Raw genomic sequence first — 21853 nt, 5'->3', positions numbered from 1 at the left:
GTTCTAGCAAACCACAAGATGTAGTGGTAACTCACAGAGTTATCCACATTTTATAGTAGCGTTAAACCTTCGAAGTATATCCAGAGATGGCAATATTTTATCACTTGTGCTCTTTCCTAGTTGACGTGCATAACTAAAGTGATTACAATTCGGCCTCTTTTTTGCCCTTAGCTCTATTATTGGAGTTTAAGGTTTATTAACCTAACAAAGACGGATTGCCATAATGAGTAAACGTACTTTTCAACCTAGCAACCTGAAGCGCAAGCGTTCTCACGGCTTCCGCGCTCGCATGGCTACTGTAGGTGGCCGTAAGGTCATCGCACGTCGCCGTGCTAAAGGTCGCGCTCGTCTTTCTGCGTAATCGTAGAAATGCAAGTGACTAGCTATACCTTTACGCGGGAGTTACGTTTGTTAACTCCCGCGCAATTTAAATCTGTATTTACCAAACCTATCAAAGCGTCCTCCGCTGAAATAACCTTACTTGCAATTCCTAATTCTGAACAACACCCTCGTTTAGGACTAACTGTTGCCAAGCGTTATGTCAAAAAAGCAAACCAACGTAACCGTATTAAACGCATAATTAGAGATAATTTCCGTTTACACCAGCATGATCTACCCGCTGTGGATATTGTTGTGCTTGTCAGAAATGGCGTGCTTGATATGGAAAACGCAGAACTCAAAAACTTAGTAGAAAAGCTATGGCGAAAACTCAGTCGCCGTTACAATGGCTAGCGACTACGATTATTCGTGGTTACCAACTACTCATAAGCCCCATGATGGGGCCTCGTTGTAGGTTCAATCCAACGTGTTCACATTATGCAATCGAAGCAATTCGGTTGCACGGAGTGGTGAAAGGGTGTTGGTTTGCAGGTAAACGCATATTAAGATGTCACCCTTTACATCCGGGCGGTGAAGACCCCGTCCCTAACAAAAAACATAGGTGCGATAAATAGGTTATGGAATCTCAACGCAATATATTGCTGATCGGTTTGCTGTTTGTCAGCTTTCTACTGTGGCAACAGTGGCAAGCAGATAAAGCGCCTCAACCGGTGGCTGCAGCTCAAACTCAATCTTCTATCCCGGCTTCTACAGTAGCTGACGCTCATAGTTCAGACGTACCTGATGCTGATTCAGCAGTACCTGAAGCTACTCCAGCATCTAAAGAACTCATCACAGTTATTACAGACCAACTAGAAATCAAAATTGATCCTGTTGGCGGTGATATTGTTTACTCTGCTTTGCTTTCTCATAAGCTTGAAGAAAAAGGTGACGATCCGTTCGTTCTTCTTGAGCAGACAAACGATATCTATTACATCGCGCAAAGTGGCCTTATTGGTCGTGACGGTATCGACAGCAGCGTAAAAGGTCGAGCTCACTTTGATAGCGCTTCACGTGAGTACAAATTGGCTGATGGCCAAGAGACACTTAACGTGCCACTAACTTATGTTAGTGATAAAGGCGTGGCTTATACCAAAGTTTTCGTTTTCACTCGCGGTAAATACAACATCGCTGTTGATTACAAAATCAACAACACTTCTGATGCTCAGCTTCAAGTTCAAATGTATGGACAAATTAAGCACAGCATCAAGAAGAGCGAAAGCAGCATGATGATGCCAACTTACCGTGGTGGTGCATTCTCAACAGCGGACACTCGCTATGAGAAGTACAGCTTCGATGATATGGCAGATAAGAACCTAGACAAGTCAACACTTGGCGGTTGGGTTGCTATGCTTCAGCATTACTTTGTATCAGCATGGGTACCACCTGCGAACGATAAGAACATTATCTTCTCAAGTGTCAGTGCTGGTGGTCTAGCTAACATAGGTTTCCGTGGTGCACTTTACGATATCGCACCTGGTACTGAACAAAGCATTAAAGCTGAATTCTATGTTGGTCCTAAAGATCAAGAAGCCCTATCGGCACTTTCTCCATCACTGAATCTAGTAGTAGATTATGGTTTCCTTTGGTGGTTAGCAGTACCTATCTACAAACTATTGATGTTCTTCCAATCAATCGTTGGTAACTGGGGTATCGCTATTATCCTAATCACTCTAACTGTTCGTGGTATGTTATATCCGCTAACGAAAGCGCAATACACCTCTATGGCGAAAATGCGTAATCTGCAGCCTAAGCTTGCCGAACTAAAAGAGCGCTTTGGTGATGACCGTCAGAAGATGGGTCAAGCTATGATGGAACTGTACAAGAAAGAGAAAGTGAACCCTATGGGTGGCTGTCTTCCAATCTTGCTACAGATGCCAATCTTCATCGCTCTATACTGGGTTCTATTAGAAAGTGTTGAACTGCGTCATGCGCCATTCATGCTTTGGATTACTGACTTATCAGTACAAGATCCTTACTATGTTATGCCTATCCTAATGGGTATCTCGATGTTTGTGATGCAGAAGATGCAGCCAATGGCACCGACTATGGATCCAATGCAAGTTAAAATGATGCAGTGGATGCCTGTAATCTTTACCGTATTCTTCCTATGGTTCCCAGCAGGTCTGGTTCTATACTGGTTGGTAGGTAACTTAGTCGCGATTACCCAGCAGAAAATTATCTATGCGGGTCTAGAGAAAAAAGGGTTAAAATAACCTTTAGCTCAGACTAATAAAAAGCGGTCAATACTGAGTATTGACCGCTTTTTTGCTTTCTATGTAGAGACAATATTTTTAACTTCACCCGAAAAATCAAATTAGGAAACACAGTAATGACTACAGATACTATCGTGGCACAAGCGACCGCTCCTGGGCGTGGTGGCGTGGGTATTATTCGCGTATCTGGCGACTTAGCGACTAATGTTGCTATAGCCGTTTTAGGACATATCCCTAAAACCCGTTACGCCGATTACTGTGATTTTAAAGATGAGGCTGGTGAAGTCATCGACCAAGGTATCGCCTTGTTCTTTAAAGGCCCAAACTCCTTTACCGGTGAAGACGTTCTGGAACTGCAAGGCCACGGCGGTCAAATAGTTCTCGATATGCTGATTAAGCGCGTCATGGAAGTCGATGGGCTGCGTATCGCAAAACCGGGTGAATTCAGCGAACAGGCTTTCATGAATGATAAGCTTGACCTGACTCAAGCCGAAGCGATTGCCGACCTAATTGATGCCACAAGTGAACAAGCTGCCAAAAGCGCTCTCAACTCACTTCAGGGCGAATTCTCTACTCAGATACATGATCTGGTCGAAAAGGTCACAAACTTGCGCTTATACGTCGAGGCGGCAATTGATTTCCCTGATGAAGAGGTCGATTTCCTGTCCGACGGTAAAATAGCCGCCTCCTTGAATGGGATTGTTGGCAAACTCGATGGGGTTCAAGCTAGCGCTAAACAGGGCTCTATTATTCGTGAAGGCATGAAAGTAGTGATTGCAGGTCGTCCAAATGCGGGTAAATCAAGCCTACTTAACGCCTTGGCTGGCAAAGAGTCAGCTATTGTGACCGAAATAGCTGGCACCACTCGCGATGTATTACGTGAACATATCCATTTAGATGGTATGCCATTACACATTATTGATACCGCAGGTTTACGTGACACCGTCGATACCGTAGAGAAAATTGGTATCGAGCGCGCTTGGGATGAGATAAAAACAGCCGATCGCGTACTGTTTATGGTCGATGGCACCACAACTGCAGCCATCGATCCTCATGAAATCTGGCCAGACTTTATCGATCGTCTCCCTAGTAACTTAGGCGTTACCGTGGTACGTAACAAAGCCGATCTAACCGGTGAAGATCTTTCCGTGACTCAAGAAGCGGGACATAGCGTGTATCGTATCTCAGCCAAAACAGGCCTAGGTGTCGAAGACCTGAAGCAACATCTAAAATCATTAATGGGTTACCAGAGTAATCTAGAGGGCGGCTTTATTGCTCGACGTCGTCACTTAGAGGCACTAGATCTAGCTAGCAGTCACTTGATGCTAGGTAAAGAGCAATTGGAAGTGTATCAAGCTGGTGAACTGCTCGCCGAAGAACTACGCATGTGTCAGATGGCACTATCTGAGATCACAGGTAAGTTCACTTCAGATGATCTTCTCGGCAAGATCTTTAGTTCATTCTGTATTGGCAAGTAAAATAGCTTAAATTAAGAACAATTTAACAAAATAGAAAGCCACAGCAGACTTAACTACTGTGGCTTTTTGCTTTTCTAAATAGCTAACGTATTGCAGATGGGATCCGTAATGATCAAAATCAGAAAAACAATGATCGAGATCACCAAAGTCTCTACAAGTATCAACAGAGATATCAACAAGCAGCGCGGTTCTGTGGATAGATCTAAAACAAACAACTCCAACAAACCTAATAGTTTGTTTTTACTAGATTAATCTGAATGTTGATTAGTGATCTCAAATTAATTATTTCAAAATTATTTGATCATTTTTGATAAGTTATACTCAGAAAAACTTATAAATGATCTGGTTTTTATTCGGGACAAATTTTAAAGTAAAAAAGTGACATCTAAACCAAGCCTAATCACACCTATTTCCTATTGATTTTACTTAATTCCGACAAGTCGACGGGCTTATCTATATTAAATTATCCACCCCTAGCAAAATGGGAGTTAACTGCACTTTAGACCTAACTTTTACAACCGAGAAAGATAACCCACTATGAGCAGTTTGCGACTCGGTTAATATTCGATATCAATCAAGGCTAAACCATCTAAACTTTCTTCAGCTAGTTGAGTTTCAGCCAACTAGCTCAGTAGAATTATCGCCAATATACAGGCCAAATTAGGAGTCTGATAAATCCCTTTCCGGGCCAAGCGTACGGAACGAATACCAAGAGCACTATTGCAAACCCTTTTAGTTAAGCTTCCTTTGCTAAAGTGTCTGTTACGACCAGCCACATATTTCCGCTGCTCAGTACTCGGGGCGAAATACGTACCAAAAATAAAACTGTACGGCACTTTAACAGCTGGATTAGGACCTCGAGACCTGAATTAACTAGGCTAGTAACTCCAGGTAGTTCAGCGATATTGCAACCACACTTATCGATGGAATTTTCAGATTTTTGGTCTCGGAAAGTACCTTCCGCAGCTCTAACACTTTCACAACCCATGATGAGCGACGGACAGCTAAAGGTTGAAAGAAGCAAACAACGTCGTACTTGCCTAAAAGGATATCCCCGCAAGTTTTATCCTGTATGCTAAAACAGCTGTTTTGACCTTTTACTCTAAACCATTTACCTGTTGAAGATGATGACTTTCCTTTACCAGATAATTTGTTCCACGTGAAACCTCTTGCTTTCCGCAAGCTAGCGTTTCGCATTAACACTATTTAAATTAGATAGATACAGCTCCAACCTATCACCATCTATAGGTGCAGAAGTTAGCACTCTAATAGGGCTTAGCGCACCACAGTAGTATACGAGTACACTTTCCCTAACCTGTACTAGATTCAACGACTAAGTGATTATCTTTTTGACAGGTTTAAACTCTTGGTAAAGTGAATCGATAGGGAGATGATTAGAGGCGTATACATATTTATTGTAGGCAATACTCGAATGCTGAATATCAAGCTTCAGCATTCGTAACCTGTTAGCAGACTTTTTAAACAAATAAGAACAACCACAAAAAGGAAACCAGTTAGATAAATACTGTACAATCAAATATTTAAATGTGAGCCATGCAATTTTGAACAGTGACAAATAATAACAGATAAAAACTAACAACCCGAATCGACAATCTCAAATACAGGTGGTGTGGTAGGACTAGCAGCCTCGGTATACTTTAGGTAACAATTGTCGTGACTAAACTTTTTCGACTGTGTCATAAAGCGAATAAACTTATCACCATCTTTATTATGGAAATACCAATCACCGGGTTCGTCAGCATTGAAAACAGAATCGGTGAAGGTCGCCATAATTAATAGACTCCAGGCTTTACTTGAGTCAGCCGCAGGGTAACCGTAGGCTAAATGTATTTTTTGGCCATCTATGATGATGACATTTTCATCATCAGTAGCTTTATCATCATCTTCACCAGGCTTATTCTGCAACCCCTGCAATACCGATTTTGGATAAAGCACACTCATAGCACCATGCATCTCGGCTCTAAGGCCCTTTAACGAAGATATTCTGGCATCAGATTGAAACTCAATAAAACGAGGTGCAGCGATGATACTGAGTATGGCTAGAATAATAATAACCACCACTAACTCAATTAGAGTAAAACCATTTTTCTTCATTAAATTCATCGTTTTATTTAACAATCGTAAAACACTATTATATTGAACTATCCAAATTTTTGGAATGGATACTAATCAAGTTTTTTAAGGTTATGCTTCATGCTCATAAATCAAAAAACTAGATAGAATCGAGCAATAAGCCAAGATTAAACCACAAAATCAAACTACTTAGTGACACCATAACTCAAGCGTAAATAAAGCCTGCCAATATAGTGAGTGCTTTTACAAGCTGTATCACTTTCATTTCGACTCGATCGCTGTAAAATCCGCGCCTTGTTTTATTACCCAACACCTACACAGCGTAATTTATGATGATCGATCTAGCTTTACTCCCACTGTATCTAACAACAGTCATCGCCCTACTACTGATCCCGGGGCCGGATATGTTACTGATAGCTAGCTCAAGCTTAAGCTATGGCCGTAAAGTTGGCGTGTATGCCAGTTTTGGTAATGCAACCTCGGGGCTTATTTTAACGCTATTGGCAGCGATGGGAGTATCGGCCGTTATCGCCATGAACCCAATGGCCTTGGAAGTCCTGAGAGTTTTAGGTGGTGCCTATCTATTAAAGATGGGCTGGGACTGTATGCGCAGTTCGGCAGCTGAAGCACCAGAAATAGAACAACAAAATAATCTCGCCAAACTTTTATATCGCCGAGCAGTAGTGAGCAACCTACTAAACCCTAAAGCATTGATATTTTTTGTGCTGTTTTTGCCTCAATTTGTTTCAACCCAATTAACCGCTAGCTCAGGTGAGCAAATGCTTGCCCTTGGCTTATTACTTAACGTGATGGGATTAGCCTTTAATCTATTGCTGGTGGCTCTAGTTGGCTCAGTTGGTAAGCCACTACTCAAAAATGAAAAATTCAGAACTTATCAAAACAAGTTTATGGGTATGATCTTCTTTGTTCTGGCTATTTGGTTGCTCGCTTCTCAAGTGCAAAACATCAGTTAATACCAAAAAAGCCAATAAAAAAGCGGGGAATTATCCCCGCTTTTACTTTCATAAATTTATTAACGATTACCGTATTCAATAATCGTTTCACGATAAAGCTTTAATAGCGCTTCATCTCTTACCCCTACCCCAACTTTTTGAGCCGGATTCATTCCCCAGTCATCATGTTGGTACTTACGCTCATCAAACTTCTGAATTGTTAATCCTTCGGCTGGACCATCTGTTACCACGCGAATAGGCCCTTCACGTAAGGTAAACAGAGAAGGATCGATAACATAAGCAATTGCCGACGGATCGTGTACGTGGCAGCCTTCTAAGCCAACTTTTTCGGAGTAAAACTTAAGATAATAGCGGCTAATGTCCCAGATAAACTGGCCAACTTCAGCGGCGTCATCTCTTAGCTGATCAAGATAGTCTTTACTAAAGAAGCTCTCTTCTGTCACGTCTAAGCCAATAACAACCACAGGCCAAGGTGCAGTGAAAACGATATCTGCCGCATGCGGATCATCATGAATGTTAGCCTCAGCATAAGGAGTCACGTTACCACGGTGATCGTTCATACCAAACGCGCCGCCCATTACAACAACTTCTTTTACTAAGCCAGCTATCTCAGGTGCAGCTTCCAGTGCTAAAGCCAAGTTAGTTAAAGGACCTACGGCAACCAAGGTGATCTCACCCGGTTCAGCCTTAACAGAATCGATAATATATTGATAAGCAGGACGAGGATCCGCAGACAGAGTTAGATCTGTAGGCGCATGTACATCACCTAGGCCAGTTTCCCCATGAACCACGATAGTAGGTCCAACAGGGTCGCGAACGATAGGCTTATCAGCCCCCTTAACCACATCGGCATTAAAGCCATACTTCTGTTTTAAAAATAGAGCATTACGAGTACCGTTCTCGATAGTCGCGTTACCGTAGACTGTTGTAATAGCTTTCAGCTCAATTGCAGGGTGCGCTTCAGCAAACAGAATCGCCATTACATCGTCAATCCCGGGATCAGAATCGAGAATTATTTTATTTGTCATTTTATTTGAATCCTAATTATTACAGTCTATCTAGTGTAGGTGGACAGTAAGATACCTCTATAAGCCATTGATTAACGTGATATAGATTTTAAGCCAAATAAACTGTCCCAAAACGAAGCCTAATTTCAGTGAAAAATAGGTCCAGTTTAGACATATCAGTCAATTTTTAGGTTAATAAACTAGCTCAATTCACCTATCGCACAGCTAGAGTTCGCCTTTGGCTATCAGATATTAGCGCGAAATTCACAGCAAAATAGCTCCAGATTAGAGATCATAAATGGCTTTTCACTTATGATGCATACAGGTTTTTGGCTGTAAATAATCCACTATCTATAAGGAATTTCAGTCAATGTCCCCCAATTCGACAGTAATAATTAGGAAAGGTCATGGCAAAAGTAGACATTTTAGTAGGCACTACACTAGGCAGTGCTGAGTATGTAGCGGATGAAATATCCGATCAATTAAGCGATTTAGGTCATGAAACTATTGTACATCTTGGTGCAAATCTAGCCGATTTGAACCAAGAATCACTCTGGTTAATCGTTTCTTCGACCCATGGAGCCGGCGATCTTCCTGACAATATAGTGCCATTTTTTGATGAGATCCAAGCTAAAACCCCCGATCTCAGTCAGGTCAAATTCGCACTCTGTGCCATTGGCGATTCAAGCTACGACACTTTTTGTCAGGGCCCAGAAAAACTAGTGGATCTGCTTATTCAGTGCGGTGCACAAGTCTATGTGGATAAGATCCAGATCGATGTGCAATATGATCCAATTCCAGAAGAACCAGCATTAGCTTGGCTTAGCGGCTGGCAAGATCAACTTTAAGATCTTATATTCGATCATATAAACGCTTTAACTTTTCAATAGCCCACAGATTAGATCCAACTTATCCACATAAAACTTATTACTTTAATAAATATGTGGATAAGCTATTATTTTGATCTGATCAACGTCTGTATTAATTCACACCCGATCTGCTCAATGATCCACCTTGTGGATAAGTACACGATCTATCCCCAAGCTTAAGCCTGTTAGATCGCAATTAGATCACAAGATCATTTCGGCGTTAACCCTTGAATCTAAAAGAAAAATAGAGTTATCCACCGAAAATGGCGATCCTAATAGTAAACATAATAAGAGATCTATATAAAGATCTTAAGATCTATTAAGCCGATCGCCCTAGATCAAAACAAGCAAAATAGATCGTTCACCTTAAGCGAAGCAAATGCTAAAATGATCCGCTCAGAAACAATTTATCCTTTTACGAATCGAAGGCTGTCGAATGCAATTTCATGAACGGTTTGATGTAATTGTTGTTGGTGGTGGTCATGCTGGTACTGAAGCGGCTTTAGCTTCAGCTAGAATGGGCTCTAAAACACTTTTACTGACCCATAACATAGATACTTTGGGACAAATGTCCTGTAACCCTGCTATCGGCGGCATAGGTAAAGGACACTTAGTCAAAGAAATTGATGCACTAGGTGGAGCAATGGCTGTTGCTACCGATTTTGCAGGTATCCAATTTCGAACATTGAATTCAAGCAAAGGGCCTGCCGTTCGCGCTACTCGTGCACAAGCCGATAGAGCGCTTTATCGCCATAAGATCCAAGAGATCTTACAGCACCAAGCTAACCTACGTATTTTTCAGCAAGCAGTAGACGATCTTGTTGTTGAAAACGGAAAAGTTGTTGGTGTAGTTACACAGATGGGCCTTGCCTTTGAAGCACCTGCGGTTGTCTTAACTGCCGGTACATTCTTAGGTGGAAAAATCCATATTGGACTCGAAAACTACAGCGGTGGTCGAGCCGGTGATCCACCTGCAATCGCTTTAGCTCATCGATTAAGAGAGTTACCAATTCGTGTTGGCCGTTTAAAAACTGGCACACCACCACGAATCGATGCTAATACCATCGACTTTTCACAGATGACAGAGCAAAAAGGTGATGATCCATTGCCAGTCATGTCTTTCATCGGTGATGTAAACGATCATCCTGAGCAGGTCTCTTGTCATATCACGCACACTAACGAGCGTACCCACGACATTATTCGTGGCGGATTAGACCGAAGCCCAATGTATTCAGGCATTATCGAAGGTATTGGTCCACGTTACTGCCCTTCTATCGAAGACAAAGTTAATCGATTTGCTGATAAAACATCTCATCAAATCTTTATCGAACCTGAAGGGTTAAATACCACTGAAATTTATCCAAACGGTATATCAACCAGTTTACCGTTTGATGTTCAGCTCAATTTGGTTCGTTCAATCAAGGGCATGGAAAACGCTGAGATCATGCGTCCAGGCTATGCGATTGAGTATGATTATTTCGATCCTCGCGATCTTAAAAACTCACTAGAGACCAAAACCATTGCAGGTTTATTCTTTGCTGGTCAGATCAACGGCACAACAGGTTACGAAGAAGCGGGTGCACAAGGCCTATTAGCCGGCATGAACGCCTCACTGCAAGTGCAAGGCAAAGAAGCTTGGTGTCCGCGTCGTGATCAAGCCTATCTAGGTGTTTTAGTTGATGACTTATCGACTTTAGGCACTAAAGAACCGTACCGCATGTTCACTAGCCGCGCGGAATACCGTTTGCTGCTTCGCGAAGATAACGCCGATCTGCGTTTAACTGAGAAAGGTCGTGAACTTGGATTAGTCGATGATAATCGTTGGGCACTGTTTAGCGAGAAGATGGAATCGATCGAAACTGAACTACAGCGCTTACGCGGTCAGTGGGTCCACCCAAATTCACCCTTGGTTGAAGCGTTGAACCCGCATCTGAATACACCGATCACTCGTGAAGCTACGTTTGAAGATCTATTGCGTCGTCCAGAAATGGATTACCCGAAACTGATGTCTATTGACGGTTTTGGTCCTTCGCTTGAAGATCAACGTGCTGCAGAGCAGGTTCAGATCCAAGTTAAGTACTCTGGTTATATTCAGCGTCAGCAAGGCGAGATTGATAAGGCGATTCGTCATGAGACTACTCTGCTACCGTTAGATTTGGATTACCAAGAAGTACCTGGTTTATCTAACGAAGTAATTGCCAAGATGAATGAACATAAACCTGAAACCATTGGCCAAGCCTCTCGTATTTCAGGTATGACGCCAGCTGCTATTTCAATTTTGCTGGTTCATCTTAAAAAACGTGGTTTATTACGTAAAAGCGCTTAGTTCGCCACATATTCGGTAGTTTTGCATGATAAAGGGAAGCTTTGAGGCTTCCCTTCATCTTTTCAGCACTTCATAATACCGATTGATTTTTGATTCGCTTTATTTGAGGACACAAACTGTGTTATCTGCCCAATTAAATGATTATTTGGCCGAAGTTGGCCTGACTGCTACCGAGCAGCAAAAAAAGCAGCTTGTAGACTTTGTTGGCATGCTCAATAAGTGGAACAAGGCATTTAACTTAACCTCAGTGCGAGATCCTGAGCAGATGTTAATTCGCCATATTATGGACAGCTTAGTGGTGTCTCCGCACCTAAAAGGATCGCGCTTTATCGACGTAGGCACAGGACCTGGATTGCCAGGGATCCCGCTAGCGATCTTAAATCCAGATAAAGAATTCGTACTGCTCGATAGCTTAGGTAAGCGGATTCGCTTTCAGAAGCAGGTGCAGTTTGAGCTCGGTATCAACAATATCTCTTCGATTGAAAGTCGTGTAGAGGCTTATCAACCTAAAGACTTGTTTGACGGTGTATTAAGCCGCGCATTTGCATCTATTCAAGATATGCTGCATTGGTGCCATCACTTACCAAAAGCAGATGGTTGCTTCTATGCACTGAAAGGCCAACTAAGTGAAGAAGAGATGTCACAGATGCCTGCTGGCTTTGTGGTGACCGATACCATAGAACTAAAAGTACCTAAACTTGATGAGCAGCGCCATTTGCTGCGAGTTATCAAGCAAGACTAACGATCTTTATGCGAGTGGAGAACTATCGCACTCGCAAGCTTATTTTGTCTAAGTGGCGATAGATATATACCGGGTTGAAGTGAGCTGCTGCTGATAAAGCGTACTGAACAGTTGCAATCTTTCAGCGCTTCAAGCAATTTGTTACTAATAACCATTAGATTTGTGCACTAATTCCAGTAGCGAGTATCGCCTGGAAATACAATAAAAGTGACTGACAGGGTGATATTGTGGGTAAAGTGATTGCCGTGGCCAACCAGAAAGGTGGCGTCGGAAAAACAACAACTTGTGTAAATTTGGCAGCCTCTCTAGCGGCGACCAAACGTCGTGTTTTGTTGATCGATCTTGATCCGCAAGGCAATGCGACCATGGGTAGCGGTATTGATAAATATACTGTCGAAAACACAGCTTATGAGTTGTTAGTTGAAGAAAAGCCATTTGAGGAAGTTGTTTGTCGAGATACAAATGGCAAATACGATCTGATCGCTGGAAATGGTGATGTGACGGCTGCCGAGATTAAACTCATGGAGTTTTTTGCTCGAGAGGTTCGTTTACGCAATGCCCTCGCCCCAATCAAAGATGATTACGATTATATTTTCATCGACTGCCCACCATCACTGAACATGTTAACTGTGAATGCCATGTCTGCAGCTGACTCTGTGCTTGTTCCTATGCAGTGTGAGTATTATGCACTGGAAGGGCTCACGGCATTGATGGACACCATTAGTAAGCTTGGCGCTATGGTTAACCATGGTCTGCATATCGAAGGGATCTTACGTACCATGTACGATCCGCGTAATCGACTCTCTAATGATGTATCCGATCAGTTGAAACAACACTTCGGTGACAAAGTTTACCGTACTGTGATCCCACGGAATGTTCGTTTAGCCGAGGCGCCAAGTTTTGGTGCGCCTGCTATGTATTACGATAAATCGAGCGCAGGGGCCAAAGCCTATCTAGCATTAGCTGGCGAAATTATTCGCCGTGCGGAGCAATTAACCCAGGCTGAGCAAGTTTAAGGATAAGAAATGACACTGAAAAAAAGAGGCTTGGGTAAAGGCCTAGATGCACTACTAAGTACCAGTCAAGCGGCTAGTCAACGCGTAGCCCCCGCTATAGAAGTTGAGCAAGACATTAAGAACGATGACTTAATCACTTTAGATATAGATAGATTACAACCGGGTAAATATCAGCCGCGTAAGGACATGTCGTCAGAGGCGCTAGAAGAGCTTGCCGAGTCGATTCGGGCCCAAGGTATTATCCAGCCTATTGTGGTTCGAAAGGTTTCACCTGAAAGCTATGAGATCATCGCCGGTGAACGCCGCTGGCGTGCATCGCAATTAGCGGGCCTCAGTGCTATTCCTTGTATCGTTAAACAGGTTGCTGATGAAGCGGCCGTTGCCATCGCGCTAATCGAAAACATTCAGCGTGAAGACCTAAATGCAATGGAAGAAGCGATTGCATTAAACCGCCTAATTGAAGAGTTTGATTTAACTCACCAGCAGATTGCCGACGCTGTGGGTAAGTCTCGCGCTACCGTATCTAACTTACTGCGTTTAAATGGCCTTAACGAACCTGTAAAACGTATGCTTGAGTATGGTGATATCGATATGGGACATGGTCGTGCACTGTTGGCAATCAGTGGAGATGAGCAAACTAATCTCGCTCGATTGGTCGTCGCTAAAGAATTAACAGTTCGTGAAACCGAACGATTAGTCAGTAAAACCTTAAATCAAACTGAAATCGTCGAAAAACCAGCTAAAGATCATGATGTAGTCCGTCTAGAGAGCCAATTAATTGAAAGATTAGGTGCCAAGGTTTCGTTAACCCATAACAAGAAGGGCAAAGGTAAAATGGTAATTAATTATCAAAATTTGTCTGAATTAGAGGGAATTATCAGCAAAATCCACTAAAAAAACAAAGTTAACACGATATTATGTAACTTTGTGACATTCGTTAATCTTCCTCTTTTAGACTTTTGGCGTAGATCACGCTAAAAGTCCCCTTTTTCTAGTTGTTGAACTTGCTTTGAAAGCCTGAAACGGTATACTTTCGCAAGCTTTTTGAAGCTCGAGTTTACTCGGATATTTGTAATCCGGTCACCGAATCAAGAAGTTATAATGCGGAGAAGACAAATTGAGCAAGGTTTTAGCACGTCGTGGCCGGTGGTCAGCCTATAAAATAGTATTACTACAGGCAGCGATGACTGGATGTGTTTCACTTTTCTTTTTCGCTATGTGGGGGGGACCGTATGGCCTATCTGCTTTGGCAGGTGGCGCTATTGCTGTACTCCCTAATTTTGTGTTCGCAACCCTAGCTTTTTCCCATGCGGGAGCACAAGCATCAGGAAAAGTCGTACGGTCTTTTTTCCTGGGGGAAGCGGTAAAGTTGCTGTTAACCATTGTGTTATTTTCACTTGCATTTGGTTTGATGAAATCGTCATTCATGCCGTTATTCGTCAGTTATCTACTCGTGTTAGTCGTACCGTGGACAGCCCCTTTATACTTCAAACAAAATTAAGTGAGATTAATCATGGCGACAACTGGGGATGACACGTTAACCGTAACGGCTTCCGACTATATCCAGCATCACCTGACTAATGCGAAAATGTGTTCCGCTGATGGCGGGATTGCTTTTAACTATGCATGTCAAGATGCTGGATTTTGGACTTGGCACATTGACTCACTTTTGTTTTCAGTTGGTCTAGGGGTTCTATTTTTGTGGTTATTCTACAAAGTAGGACAGAAGGCAACAATTGGCGTTCCAGGCAAGCTTCAATGTTTCGTTGAAATGTGCGTGGAAGGTGTAGATAAAATTGTAAAAGACTCATTTCATGGGAAAAATGCAGTTATCGCACCATTAGGTCTAACTATTTTCGTCTGGGTTTTCCTGATGAACTTAATGGACTTGATCCCTGTTGACTTTGTACCTGAGGCCGCCAAACGATTCTTAGGCGTACCTTACCTAAAGATTGTACCAACAACTGACTTGAACGTTACTTTAGGCTTAGCTTTAAGTGTGTTCGCGTTAATTGTTTTTTACAGTATCAAGGTTAAAGGTATTGGTGGGTTCACTAAAGAACTGACTATGCAGCCTTTCAATCATTGGGCACTAATTCCAATTAACTTTGTATTGGAAACAGTGACCTTGGTTGCGAAGCCGATTTCATTATCGCTTCGTCTGTTTGGTAACCTGTATGCAGGTGAGTTGATCTTTATTCTGATAGCACTGATGCCTTGGTGGGCTCAGTTTGCATTATCAGTGCCTTGGGCCATTTTCCATATTTTGGTAATTGTGCTACAGGCGTTTATCTTCATGATGCTTACGATTGTATATCTAAGCATGGCACATGAAGACCATTAATTTATTAAAAATTAGATACTTATCGGAGATAAAATGGAAACTGTAATTAGCTTTACAGCAATAGCTGTTGCAATTATGATCGGCTTAGCAGCGCTAGGTACTGGTATTGGCTTTGCTATTCTAGGTGGTAAATTCCTAGAAGCTTCTGCTCGTCAGCCAGAACTTGCTCCTGCACTTCAAACTAAAATGTTCATTGTAGCTGGTCTACTTGATGCGATCTCAATGATTGCAGTTGGTGTTGCATTATTCTTCGTATTCGCTAACCCGTTCTTAGGTCAATTAGCAGGCTAATCGTCCCCCTTAGAAGGAGTTGTCGTTATGAGTATTAACGCTACCCTGCTAGGCCAAGCGATTTCTTTTCTTCTCTTTGTGTGGTTTTGCATGAAGTTTGTATGGCCGCCATTGATGAACGCTATCGAAGAACGCCAGAAGAAAATTGCTGATGGTCTAGCTGATGCAGGACGTGCTGCAAAAGATTTAGAGTTAGCTCAGGTGAAAGCCACGGAGCAGCTAAAAGACGCTAAAGCAACAGCAAACGAAATCATTGAGCAAGCTAATAAACGCAAAGCTCAAATCGTTGATGAAGCAAAGGTTGAAGCTGATACAGAGCGTGCGAAAATCATCGCTCAGGGTCATGCTGAAATTGAAAACGAACGTAATCGCGTGAAAGAAGATCTACGTAAGCAAGTCGCTATTTTAGCTATTGCTGGCGCAGAGAAGATTCTTGAACGTTCGATTGATGAAGCCGCACACAGTGACATAGTTAATAAACTTGTTGCTGAACTTTAAATAAGGAGCTTGAGTTATGGCTGAAATAACCACCATCGCTCGTCCTTACGCAAAGGCAGCTTTTGACTTCGCTCTTGAACAGAAAGCAGTAGAGAGTTGGGCAGAAATGCTGAACTTCGCCGCATTAGTTAGTGAAAACGAAACTATGCAGCCTTTACTGTCTGGCTCTGTAGCCAGCGGTAAGCTTGCTGAACTCTTTATTGGAGTTTGTGGTGAGCAAATCAATGAGCAAGCTCAGAACCTGTTAAAGGTAATGGCTGAAAACGGTCGTTTAGTTGTGCTACCAGCTGTTGCTCAACAATTTGTTGAGATGCAACGTGAGTATGCGAAAGAAGTTGAAGCGCAAATCGTTTCAGCTACAGAGCTAACCTCAGAGCAACTACAAGCGCTGAGCGTTTCTTTAGAGAAACGCCTAGCACGCAAAGTTAAGCTGAATTGCAGCATAGATACCAGCCTTATTGCTGGTGTAATTATCACGGCAGGAGACTTAGTCATTGATGGCTCGGTCCGCGGAAAAATTTCGCGTCTGTCTGATTCGCTGCAATCGTAATTGGGAGTTTGAGCATGCAACTGAATTCCACTGAAATCAGCGATCTGATTAAACAGCGGATCGAGCAGTTCGAAGTCGTTAGTGAAGCTCGCAACGAAGGTACTATCGTTGCAGTAAGTGACGGCATCATCCGCATCCACGGCCTAGCCGATGTAATGCAGGGTGAAATGATCGAGCTGCCTGGCAACCGTTTTGCAATCGCGTTGAACTTAGAACGTGATTCTGTCGGTGCCGTAGTAATGGGCCCTTATGCCACTTTGGCAGAAGGCGACAAAGTTAAAACAACAGGCCGTATTTTGGAAGTACCTGTTGGCCGTGGTCTATTAGGCCGTGTAGTCAACACTCTAGGTGAACCAATTGACGGTAAAGGACCTATCGATAGCGATGGTTTCTCTCCTGTTGAAGTAATTGCACCTGGTGTAATTGAGCGTAAATCAGTCGATCAGCCAGTGCAAACTGGTTATAAAGCCGTTGACTCTATGATCCCAATCGGTCGTGGACAACGTGAATTGATCATTGGTGACCGCCAGATCGGTAAAACCGCTCTAGCGATCGACGCGATTATCAACCAAAAAGATTCTGGCATTAAGTGTGTATACGTTGCAGTAGGCCAAAAGGCTTCTACTATCGCTAACGTGGTACGCAAGCTAGAAGAGCACGGCGCTTTGGCGAACACCATTGTTGTTGTTGCTACAGCTTCTGAAGCTGCTGCACTACAATATTTGGCTCCATACTCTGGTTGTACAATGGGTGAATACTTCCGCGACCGCGGTGAAGACTCACTAATCGTATATGATGATTTGTCTAAGCAAGCAGTTGCTTACCGTCAGATCTCATTGCTTCTTAAGCGTCCACCAGGACGTGAAGCATACCCAGGTGATGTATTCTATCTTCACTCTCGTCTGTTGGAACGTGCTTCACGTGTTAACGCCGAGTATGTTGAGAAGTTCACTAAAGGTGAAGTTAAAGGCCAAACTGGTTCTTTGACTGCTCTACCAATTATTGAAACTCAAGCTGGTGACGTTTCTGCATTCGTACCGACTAACGTAATTTCGATTACCGATGGTCAGATCTTCCTTGAAACAGACCTGTTTAACTCTGGCTTACGTCCAGCTGTTAACCCTGGTATCTCTGTTTCTCGTGTTGGTGGTGCGGCGCAGACTAAGATCATCAAGAAACTGTCTGGTGGTATCCGTACCGCTCTTGCACAGTATCGAGAGCTTGCAGCGTTCTCACAGTTTGCATCTGACTTAGATGATGCAACTCGTGCTCAGCTTGAGCATGGTGAGCGTGTTACCGAACTAATGAAGCAAAAGCAATATGCTCCAATGAGTATCGCTGATCAGTCTGTGTCTATTTTCGCAGCTGAAAAAGGTTACTTGAAGAGTGTTGCGCTGAATAAAGTCGGTGATTTCGAAGCGTCTCTGCTCTCTTTCATGAACAGTGAACATGCTGACCTAATGAAGACTATCAACGATACTGGCGATTATAACGCTGATATCGAAGGTGAGTTGAAGGCTAGCCTGGACAAGTTCGTAGAAACCCAAACCTGGTAAATTTTAGAGGTGCCTCTGGCACCTCAGGTCCAGAATTGGAGAGTAAAGATGGCCAACGCTAAAGAGATTAAAACCAAGATCGCGAGTGTTCAAAACACTCAGAAGATCACGTCTGCAATGGAAATGGTTGCCGCGAGTAAAATGCGTAAAGCACAAGATCGCATGGCAGCTAGCCGTCCATATGCAGAAAATATGCGTAAGGTGATCGGTCACGTGGCGCAAGGTTCTCTCGAATATAAGCATCCATATTTGGAAGTGCGAGAAGCTAAGCGTGTTGGTTACATTGTTGTGTCAACCGACCGTGGTCTTTGTGGTGGTCTGAACGTCAACCTTTTCAAGAAGGTTGTCGCAGACGTGAAGAAACAGCGTGAAGCTGGTGCAGAAGTTGAATTCTGTACAATTGGTGCACGTAGTGCCCAGTTCTTCAATAGCTTTGGCGGACAAGTATCTGCTTCTGCTTCAGGTTTAGGCGATGCTCCAAAGCTAGCCGACTTGATCGGAACAGTACGTGTGATGCTAGAAGCATACAACGAAGGCAAGCTGGACCGTTTGTACGTAGTATTCAACAAGTTTGTGAATACTATGACGCAAGCCCCGGTGATCGAGCAGCTGCTACCTTTGCCTAAGTCAGAAGATGATGAGTTTACTCATCAGTGGGATTACATTTACGAGCCAGATCCAAAGTTATTGTTAGATACTTTGTTGGTTCGCTTTGTGGAATCTCAGGTTTATCAGGGTGTTGTCGAAAATATTGCATCTGAGCAAGCGGCCCGTATGGTTGCTATGAAAGCTGCAACAGACAACGCTGGTGAACTTATCGGTGACTTGCAGTTGGTCTATAACAAAGCCCGTCAGGCTGCGATTACGCAAGAATTGTCGGAAATTGTTTCAGGTGCTGCCGCCGTTTAGGCTAGGTAACGAATACAAGTTTTAGAGGATTAATCATGAGCACAGGTACTGTTGTCCAAGTAATTGGCGCGGTTGTGGACGTAGAGTTTCCACATGATGCCGTACCTCAGGTATATGACGCTCTAGAGATCAAAAGTGAAGGCTTGGTGCTGGAAGTTCAGCAGCAACTTGGTGGTGGTGTAGTTCGTACCATCGCTATGGGTTCTTCAGATGGTCTGCGTCGTGGCCTAGAGGTTGTAAACTCTGGTTCACCAATTACTGTTCCGGTTGGGTCTGCGACCCTAGGCCGTATTATGAACGTATTGGGTGAGCCTGTTGATGAAGCGGGCCCTATCGGTGAAGAAGATCGCTATGTGATCCACCGTGAAGCTCCTTCATACGAAGATCAGTCAAACACAACTGAACTTTTAGAGACTGGTATCAAGGTTATCGACCTTGTATGTCCATTCGCTAAGGGTGGTAAAGTTGGTCTGTTTGGTGGTGCTGGTGTTGGTAAGACCGTCAACATGATGGAACTTATTAACAACATCGCTAAAGCACACTCTGGTTTATCAGTTTTCGCTGGTGTAGGTGAGCGTACTCGTGAGGGTAACGACTTCTACTACGAGATGGAAGATTCTGGCGTTCTAGATAAAGTGGCCATGGTATATGGTCAGATGAACGAGCCTCCAGGAAACCGTCTACGTGTGGCACTGACTGGTCTAACTATGGCTGAGAAGTTCCGTGACGAAGGTAAAGACGTTCTTTTCTTCGTAGATAACATCTATCGTTACACCTTGGCAGGTACTGAAGTATCTGCACTGCTAGGCCGTATGCCATCAGCAGTAGGTTACCAGCCAACATTGGCTGAAGAGATGGGTGTACTTCAGGAGCGTATTACATCGACTAAGACAGGGTCTATTACCTCTGTTCAAGCCGTATACGTACCTGCGGATGACTTAACGGATCCATCACCAGCAACAACCTTCGCTCACTTAGATGCGACTGTTGTATTGTCTCGTAACATTGCTTCGCTAGGTATTTACCCAGCGGTTGACCCATTGGATTCGACTTCACGTCAGCTAGATCCACAGGTTGTTGGCCAAGAGCATTACGATGTTGCTAACGGTGTTCAAACCGTACTTCAGCGCTACAAAGAGCTGAAAGATATCATTGCGATCCTAGGTATGGATGAATTATCTGATGAAGATAAGACAACTGTATTCCGTGCTCGTAAGATTGAAAAATATCTTTCACAGCCATTCTTCGTAGCAGAAGTATTCACCGGTTCTCCAGGTAAGTACGTTTCTCTTAAAGACACAATCCGTGGCTTCAAGGGCATTCTAGAGGGTGAGTTCGATCACCTTCCAGAGCAGGCGTTCTACATGGTTGGTTCAATCGACGAAGCTGTTGAGAAAGCTAACAAAAAATAACTAAGTCTCTGACTTAGTTTAAGGAGAACGGATGGCAGCCATGACAGTACAGCTTGATATGGTAAGCGCAGAGAATCATATCTTTTCTGGTCGAGTAGCTCAGCTACAAGTATCAGGAACAGAAGGTGAACTAGGTATTATGCCTGGTCACGCAGCTCTGTTGACAAGTATCAAGCCTGGCATGGCGCGCATCGTCAAGCAAAATGGAAGCGAAGAAGTGTTTTATCTTTCAGGTGGTATCCTGGAAGTACAACCTTCTTCAATTTCAGTATTGGCTGACGTCGTATTGCGTGCCGATGAGATTGACGAGCAAGCAGCAGCTGAAGCTAAGCTCCGTGCAGAAACCGCTATGGCGGGTGCTGGCGCAGACTTCAACTATGCGGCAGCTGCGGTTGAGCTAGCTCAGGCTATCGCTCAATTGCGCGTAGTCGAGACCATCAAGAAGAACATTGCCAGATAAGGTTATTGTTTGATGAAAAAAGGCGCCCTAGGGCGCCTTTTTTGTATCTAAAAGAAGGTCCTAGGAAAAGCGAAGAAAGGTTCTAGGAAAGCAAAGATGAACGGCCTGCGGCCTAGGGAACACTATGCTTACGGTAAAGGTGGGAAGTGCAAAAAACAGAAAGCGGAGCATGGTACTGATTTTTGCTTTTGCTCTTCCTAGCAGGGCTTTAGCCCGTCCTCGTAGCGCAGCGTCCTAGGATCTAGAACCTTTTTGCTAAAACCTAGATTTATCTTTGAACGTGATCTGCGTAAGAATCCTGATTCGAATGGAGTGTTACCCTCTCGCACTAATCTAACGTCAGAGAAACTTTCCCATGCAACACGTGCTTATTATCGTTAATGACGCCCCTTATGGCTCTGAAAAGCTGTTTAATGCGCTTCGTTTAGCTATACAGCTTAATGAACAAGATTACTCTCCTGCTAAGGTGAGTATTTTTTTATTGTCTGATGCAGTGACAGCCGTTTTACCCAATCAAAAGCCAGCCGAAGGTTATAATATTCAGCAGATGCTAGAGATAGTTATTGCACAAAAAACACAGGTTAAGTTCTGTAGTTCCTGTATGTATGCTCGTGGATTGACAGACCTGAAGGTGGTTGAGGGCTGTGAGATGGCTACCATGGATGATCTTGCACAATGGGTACTTGTGGCAGATAAAACTATCAGCTTCTAATACTTCTTCAGTTATAAGTCG

23 protein-coding genes are annotated in these 21853 nt (G+C 43.3%); 21 read left to right on the top strand and 2 right to left on the bottom strand.

Going from position 1 to position 21853, the window contains the following annotated elements; genetic code table 11:
• Positions 1–223 precede the first annotated feature (223 nt).
• The 5 genes from rpmH (at position 224) to mnmE (ending at position 4072) form a co-directional block, all read left to right on the top strand.
• The gene (rpmH, locus tag SPEA_RS22350; RefSeq protein WP_011867659.1) at positions 224–361 is read left to right on the top strand and encodes a 50S ribosomal protein L34; all 138 of its coding nucleotides are present in this window, start codon (positions 224–226) and stop codon (positions 359–361) included.
• Between the two features lie 14 nt (positions 362–375).
• Positions 376–732, top strand: a complete 357-nt coding sequence (gene rnpA / locus SPEA_RS22345; protein WP_086020069.1) for a ribonuclease P protein component — start codon at positions 376–378, stop codon at positions 730–732.
• Positions 699–953 carry a membrane protein insertion efficiency factor YidD gene (gene yidD, locus SPEA_RS22935; RefSeq protein ID WP_012157445.1) on the top strand — a complete coding sequence of 85 codons (255 nt, stop codon included), beginning with the start codon at positions 699–701 and terminating at the stop codon, positions 951–953. The genes rnpA and yidD overlap by 34 nt, the downstream gene beginning before the upstream one ends.
• Positions 954–956: 3 nt before the next feature.
• A complete protein-coding gene (gene yidC / locus SPEA_RS22340) occupies positions 957–2594 on the top strand; it encodes a membrane protein insertase YidC (protein WP_012157444.1) in 1638 nt (545 codons plus the stop codon).
• Between the two features lie 116 nt (positions 2595–2710).
• Positions 2711–4072, top strand: coding sequence for a tRNA uridine-5-carboxymethylaminomethyl(34) synthesis GTPase MnmE (mnmE, locus tag SPEA_RS22335; protein WP_012157443.1), 1362 nt, complete (start codon positions 2711–2713; stop codon positions 4070–4072).
• A 1593-nt stretch (positions 4073–5665) separates the two neighbouring features.
• Here the strand turns inward: mnmE and SPEA_RS22325 are convergent.
• Positions 5666–6187, bottom strand: coding sequence for a prepilin-type N-terminal cleavage/methylation domain-containing protein (locus SPEA_RS22325; protein ID WP_150102261.1), 522 nt, complete (start codon positions 6185–6187; stop codon positions 5666–5668).
• Positions 6188–6495: 308 nt separating this feature from the next.
• Here SPEA_RS22325 and SPEA_RS22320 point away from each other — a divergent pair, with 308 nt between their 5' ends.
• Entirely contained in the window at positions 6496–7140 is a 645-nt protein-coding gene (locus tag SPEA_RS22320; protein WP_012157441.1) for a LysE family translocator, read from the top strand.
• Between the two features lie 59 nt (positions 7141–7199).
• Here the strand turns inward: SPEA_RS22320 and SPEA_RS22315 are convergent, their stop codons facing one another.
• Positions 7200–8168 (bottom strand): nucleoside hydrolase, encoded by a 969-nt coding sequence (locus SPEA_RS22315; protein ID WP_012157440.1) that lies wholly within the window; start codon positions 8166–8168, stop codon positions 7200–7202.
• Between the two features lie 386 nt (positions 8169–8554).
• Between SPEA_RS22315 and mioC the strand changes: the two genes are divergently transcribed.
• From mioC to SPEA_RS22240, 15 genes are all read left to right on the top strand, one after another.
• Positions 8555–8995 (top strand): FMN-binding protein MioC, encoded by a 441-nt coding sequence (mioC, locus tag SPEA_RS22310; protein WP_012157439.1) that lies wholly within the window; start codon positions 8555–8557, stop codon positions 8993–8995.
• 457 nt (positions 8996–9452) lie between these two features.
• On the top strand, positions 9453–11342 hold the full coding sequence (gene mnmG / locus SPEA_RS22305) for a tRNA uridine-5-carboxymethylaminomethyl(34) synthesis enzyme MnmG (protein WP_012157438.1): 1890 nt from the start codon (positions 9453–9455) through the stop codon (positions 11340–11342).
• Positions 11343–11460: 118 nt separating this feature from the next.
• A complete protein-coding gene (gene rsmG / locus SPEA_RS22300; protein ID WP_012157437.1) occupies positions 11461–12084 on the top strand; it encodes a 16S rRNA (guanine(527)-N(7))-methyltransferase RsmG in 624 nt (207 codons plus the stop codon).
• A 227-nt stretch (positions 12085–12311) separates the two neighbouring features.
• Positions 12312–13100, top strand: coding sequence for a ParA family protein (locus tag SPEA_RS22295; RefSeq protein ID WP_012157436.1), 789 nt, complete (start codon positions 12312–12314; stop codon positions 13098–13100).
• Between the two features lie 9 nt (positions 13101–13109).
• On the top strand, positions 13110–13994 hold the full coding sequence (locus SPEA_RS22290) for a ParB/RepB/Spo0J family partition protein (protein ID WP_012157435.1): 885 nt from the start codon (positions 13110–13112) through the stop codon (positions 13992–13994).
• A gap of 223 nt (positions 13995–14217) precedes the next feature.
• On the top strand, positions 14218–14601 hold the full coding sequence (locus SPEA_RS22285; protein WP_012157434.1) for an ATP synthase subunit I: 384 nt from the start codon (positions 14218–14220) through the stop codon (positions 14599–14601).
• A gap of 12 nt (positions 14602–14613) precedes the next feature.
• A complete protein-coding gene (gene atpB / locus SPEA_RS22280) occupies positions 14614–15444 on the top strand; it encodes a F0F1 ATP synthase subunit A (protein ID WP_012157433.1) in 831 nt (276 codons plus the stop codon).
• A gap of 33 nt (positions 15445–15477) precedes the next feature.
• Complete coding sequence (gene atpE, locus SPEA_RS22275; RefSeq protein ID WP_012157432.1) at positions 15478–15735, top strand: F0F1 ATP synthase subunit C; 258 nt, start codon at positions 15478–15480, stop codon at positions 15733–15735.
• A 27-nt stretch (positions 15736–15762) separates the two neighbouring features.
• Positions 15763–16233: a F0F1 ATP synthase subunit B gene (gene atpF / locus SPEA_RS22270; RefSeq protein ID WP_012157431.1), complete on the top strand. Its 471-nt coding sequence runs from the start codon at positions 15763–15765 to the stop codon at positions 16231–16233.
• Positions 16234–16249: 16 nt separating this feature from the next.
• Positions 16250–16783, top strand: coding sequence for a F0F1 ATP synthase subunit delta (atpH, locus tag SPEA_RS22265; RefSeq protein WP_012157430.1), 534 nt, complete (start codon positions 16250–16252; stop codon positions 16781–16783).
• Between the two features lie 14 nt (positions 16784–16797).
• Positions 16798–18339 carry a F0F1 ATP synthase subunit alpha gene (gene atpA / locus SPEA_RS22260; protein ID WP_012157429.1) on the top strand — a complete coding sequence of 514 codons (1542 nt, stop codon included), beginning with the start codon at positions 16798–16800 and terminating at the stop codon, positions 18337–18339.
• Between the two features lie 48 nt (positions 18340–18387).
• Positions 18388–19248 carry a F0F1 ATP synthase subunit gamma gene (gene atpG, locus SPEA_RS22255; protein WP_012157428.1) on the top strand — a complete coding sequence of 287 codons (861 nt, stop codon included), beginning with the start codon at positions 18388–18390 and terminating at the stop codon, positions 19246–19248.
• A gap of 35 nt (positions 19249–19283) precedes the next feature.
• Positions 19284–20660, top strand: a complete 1377-nt coding sequence (gene atpD / locus SPEA_RS22250) for a F0F1 ATP synthase subunit beta (protein ID WP_012157427.1) — start codon at positions 19284–19286, stop codon at positions 20658–20660.
• Between the two features lie 31 nt (positions 20661–20691).
• Entirely contained in the window at positions 20692–21120 is a 429-nt protein-coding gene (locus SPEA_RS22245) for a F0F1 ATP synthase subunit epsilon (protein ID WP_012157426.1), read from the top strand.
• 355 nt (positions 21121–21475) lie between these two features.
• Positions 21476–21832 (top strand): DsrE/DsrF/TusD sulfur relay family protein, encoded by a 357-nt coding sequence (locus SPEA_RS22240; protein WP_012157425.1) that lies wholly within the window; start codon positions 21476–21478, stop codon positions 21830–21832.
• The last annotated feature ends 21 nt before the right edge of the window (positions 21833–21853 follow it).

Source organism: Shewanella pealeana ATCC 700345 (genome assembly GCF_000018285.1).
GTDB lineage: Bacteria > Pseudomonadota > Gammaproteobacteria > Enterobacterales > Shewanellaceae > Shewanella > Shewanella pealeana.
Note: the sequence above shows the minus strand (reverse complement) of the source record. Positions and strands in the feature narration are given on the sequence as shown.

Coding starts and splice junctions, on each gene's coding strand:
- mnmE (WP_012157443.1), top strand. CDS start 2,711: ATGACTACAGATACTATCGTGGCACAAGCGACCGCTCCTGGGCGTGGT.
- SPEA_RS22320 (WP_012157441.1), top strand. CDS start 6,496: ATGATGATCGATCTAGCTTTACTCCCACTGTATCTAACAACAGTCATC.
- atpF (WP_012157431.1), top strand. CDS start 15,763: ATGAGTATTAACGCTACCCTGCTAGGCCAAGCGATTTCTTTTCTTCTC.
- yidD (WP_012157445.1), top strand. CDS start 699: ATGGCGAAAACTCAGTCGCCGTTACAATGGCTAGCGACTACGATTATT.
- SPEA_RS22240 (WP_012157425.1), top strand. CDS start 21,476: ATGCAACACGTGCTTATTATCGTTAATGACGCCCCTTATGGCTCTGAA.
- yidC (WP_012157444.1), top strand. CDS start 957: ATGGAATCTCAACGCAATATATTGCTGATCGGTTTGCTGTTTGTCAGC.
- atpD (WP_012157427.1), top strand. CDS start 19,284: ATGAGCACAGGTACTGTTGTCCAAGTAATTGGCGCGGTTGTGGACGTA.
- atpH (WP_012157430.1), top strand. CDS start 16,250: ATGGCTGAAATAACCACCATCGCTCGTCCTTACGCAAAGGCAGCTTTT.
- atpE (WP_012157432.1), top strand. CDS start 15,478: ATGGAAACTGTAATTAGCTTTACAGCAATAGCTGTTGCAATTATGATC.
- rpmH (WP_011867659.1), top strand. CDS start 224: ATGAGTAAACGTACTTTTCAACCTAGCAACCTGAAGCGCAAGCGTTCT.
- atpB (WP_012157433.1), top strand. CDS start 14,614: ATGGCGACAACTGGGGATGACACGTTAACCGTAACGGCTTCCGACTAT.
- SPEA_RS22315 (WP_012157440.1), bottom strand. CDS start 8,168: ATGACAAATAAAATAATTCTCGATTCTGATCCCGGGATTGACGATGTA.
- atpA (WP_012157429.1), top strand. CDS start 16,798: ATGCAACTGAATTCCACTGAAATCAGCGATCTGATTAAACAGCGGATC.
- SPEA_RS22325 (WP_150102261.1), bottom strand. CDS start 6,187: ATGAAGAAAAATGGTTTTACTCTAATTGAGTTAGTGGTGGTTATTATT.
- SPEA_RS22245 (WP_012157426.1), top strand. CDS start 20,692: ATGGCAGCCATGACAGTACAGCTTGATATGGTAAGCGCAGAGAATCAT.
- mnmG (WP_012157438.1), top strand. CDS start 9,453: ATGCAATTTCATGAACGGTTTGATGTAATTGTTGTTGGTGGTGGTCAT.
- SPEA_RS22290 (WP_012157435.1), top strand. CDS start 13,110: ATGACACTGAAAAAAAGAGGCTTGGGTAAAGGCCTAGATGCACTACTA.
- atpG (WP_012157428.1), top strand. CDS start 18,388: ATGGCCAACGCTAAAGAGATTAAAACCAAGATCGCGAGTGTTCAAAAC.
- mioC (WP_012157439.1), top strand. CDS start 8,555: ATGGCAAAAGTAGACATTTTAGTAGGCACTACACTAGGCAGTGCTGAG.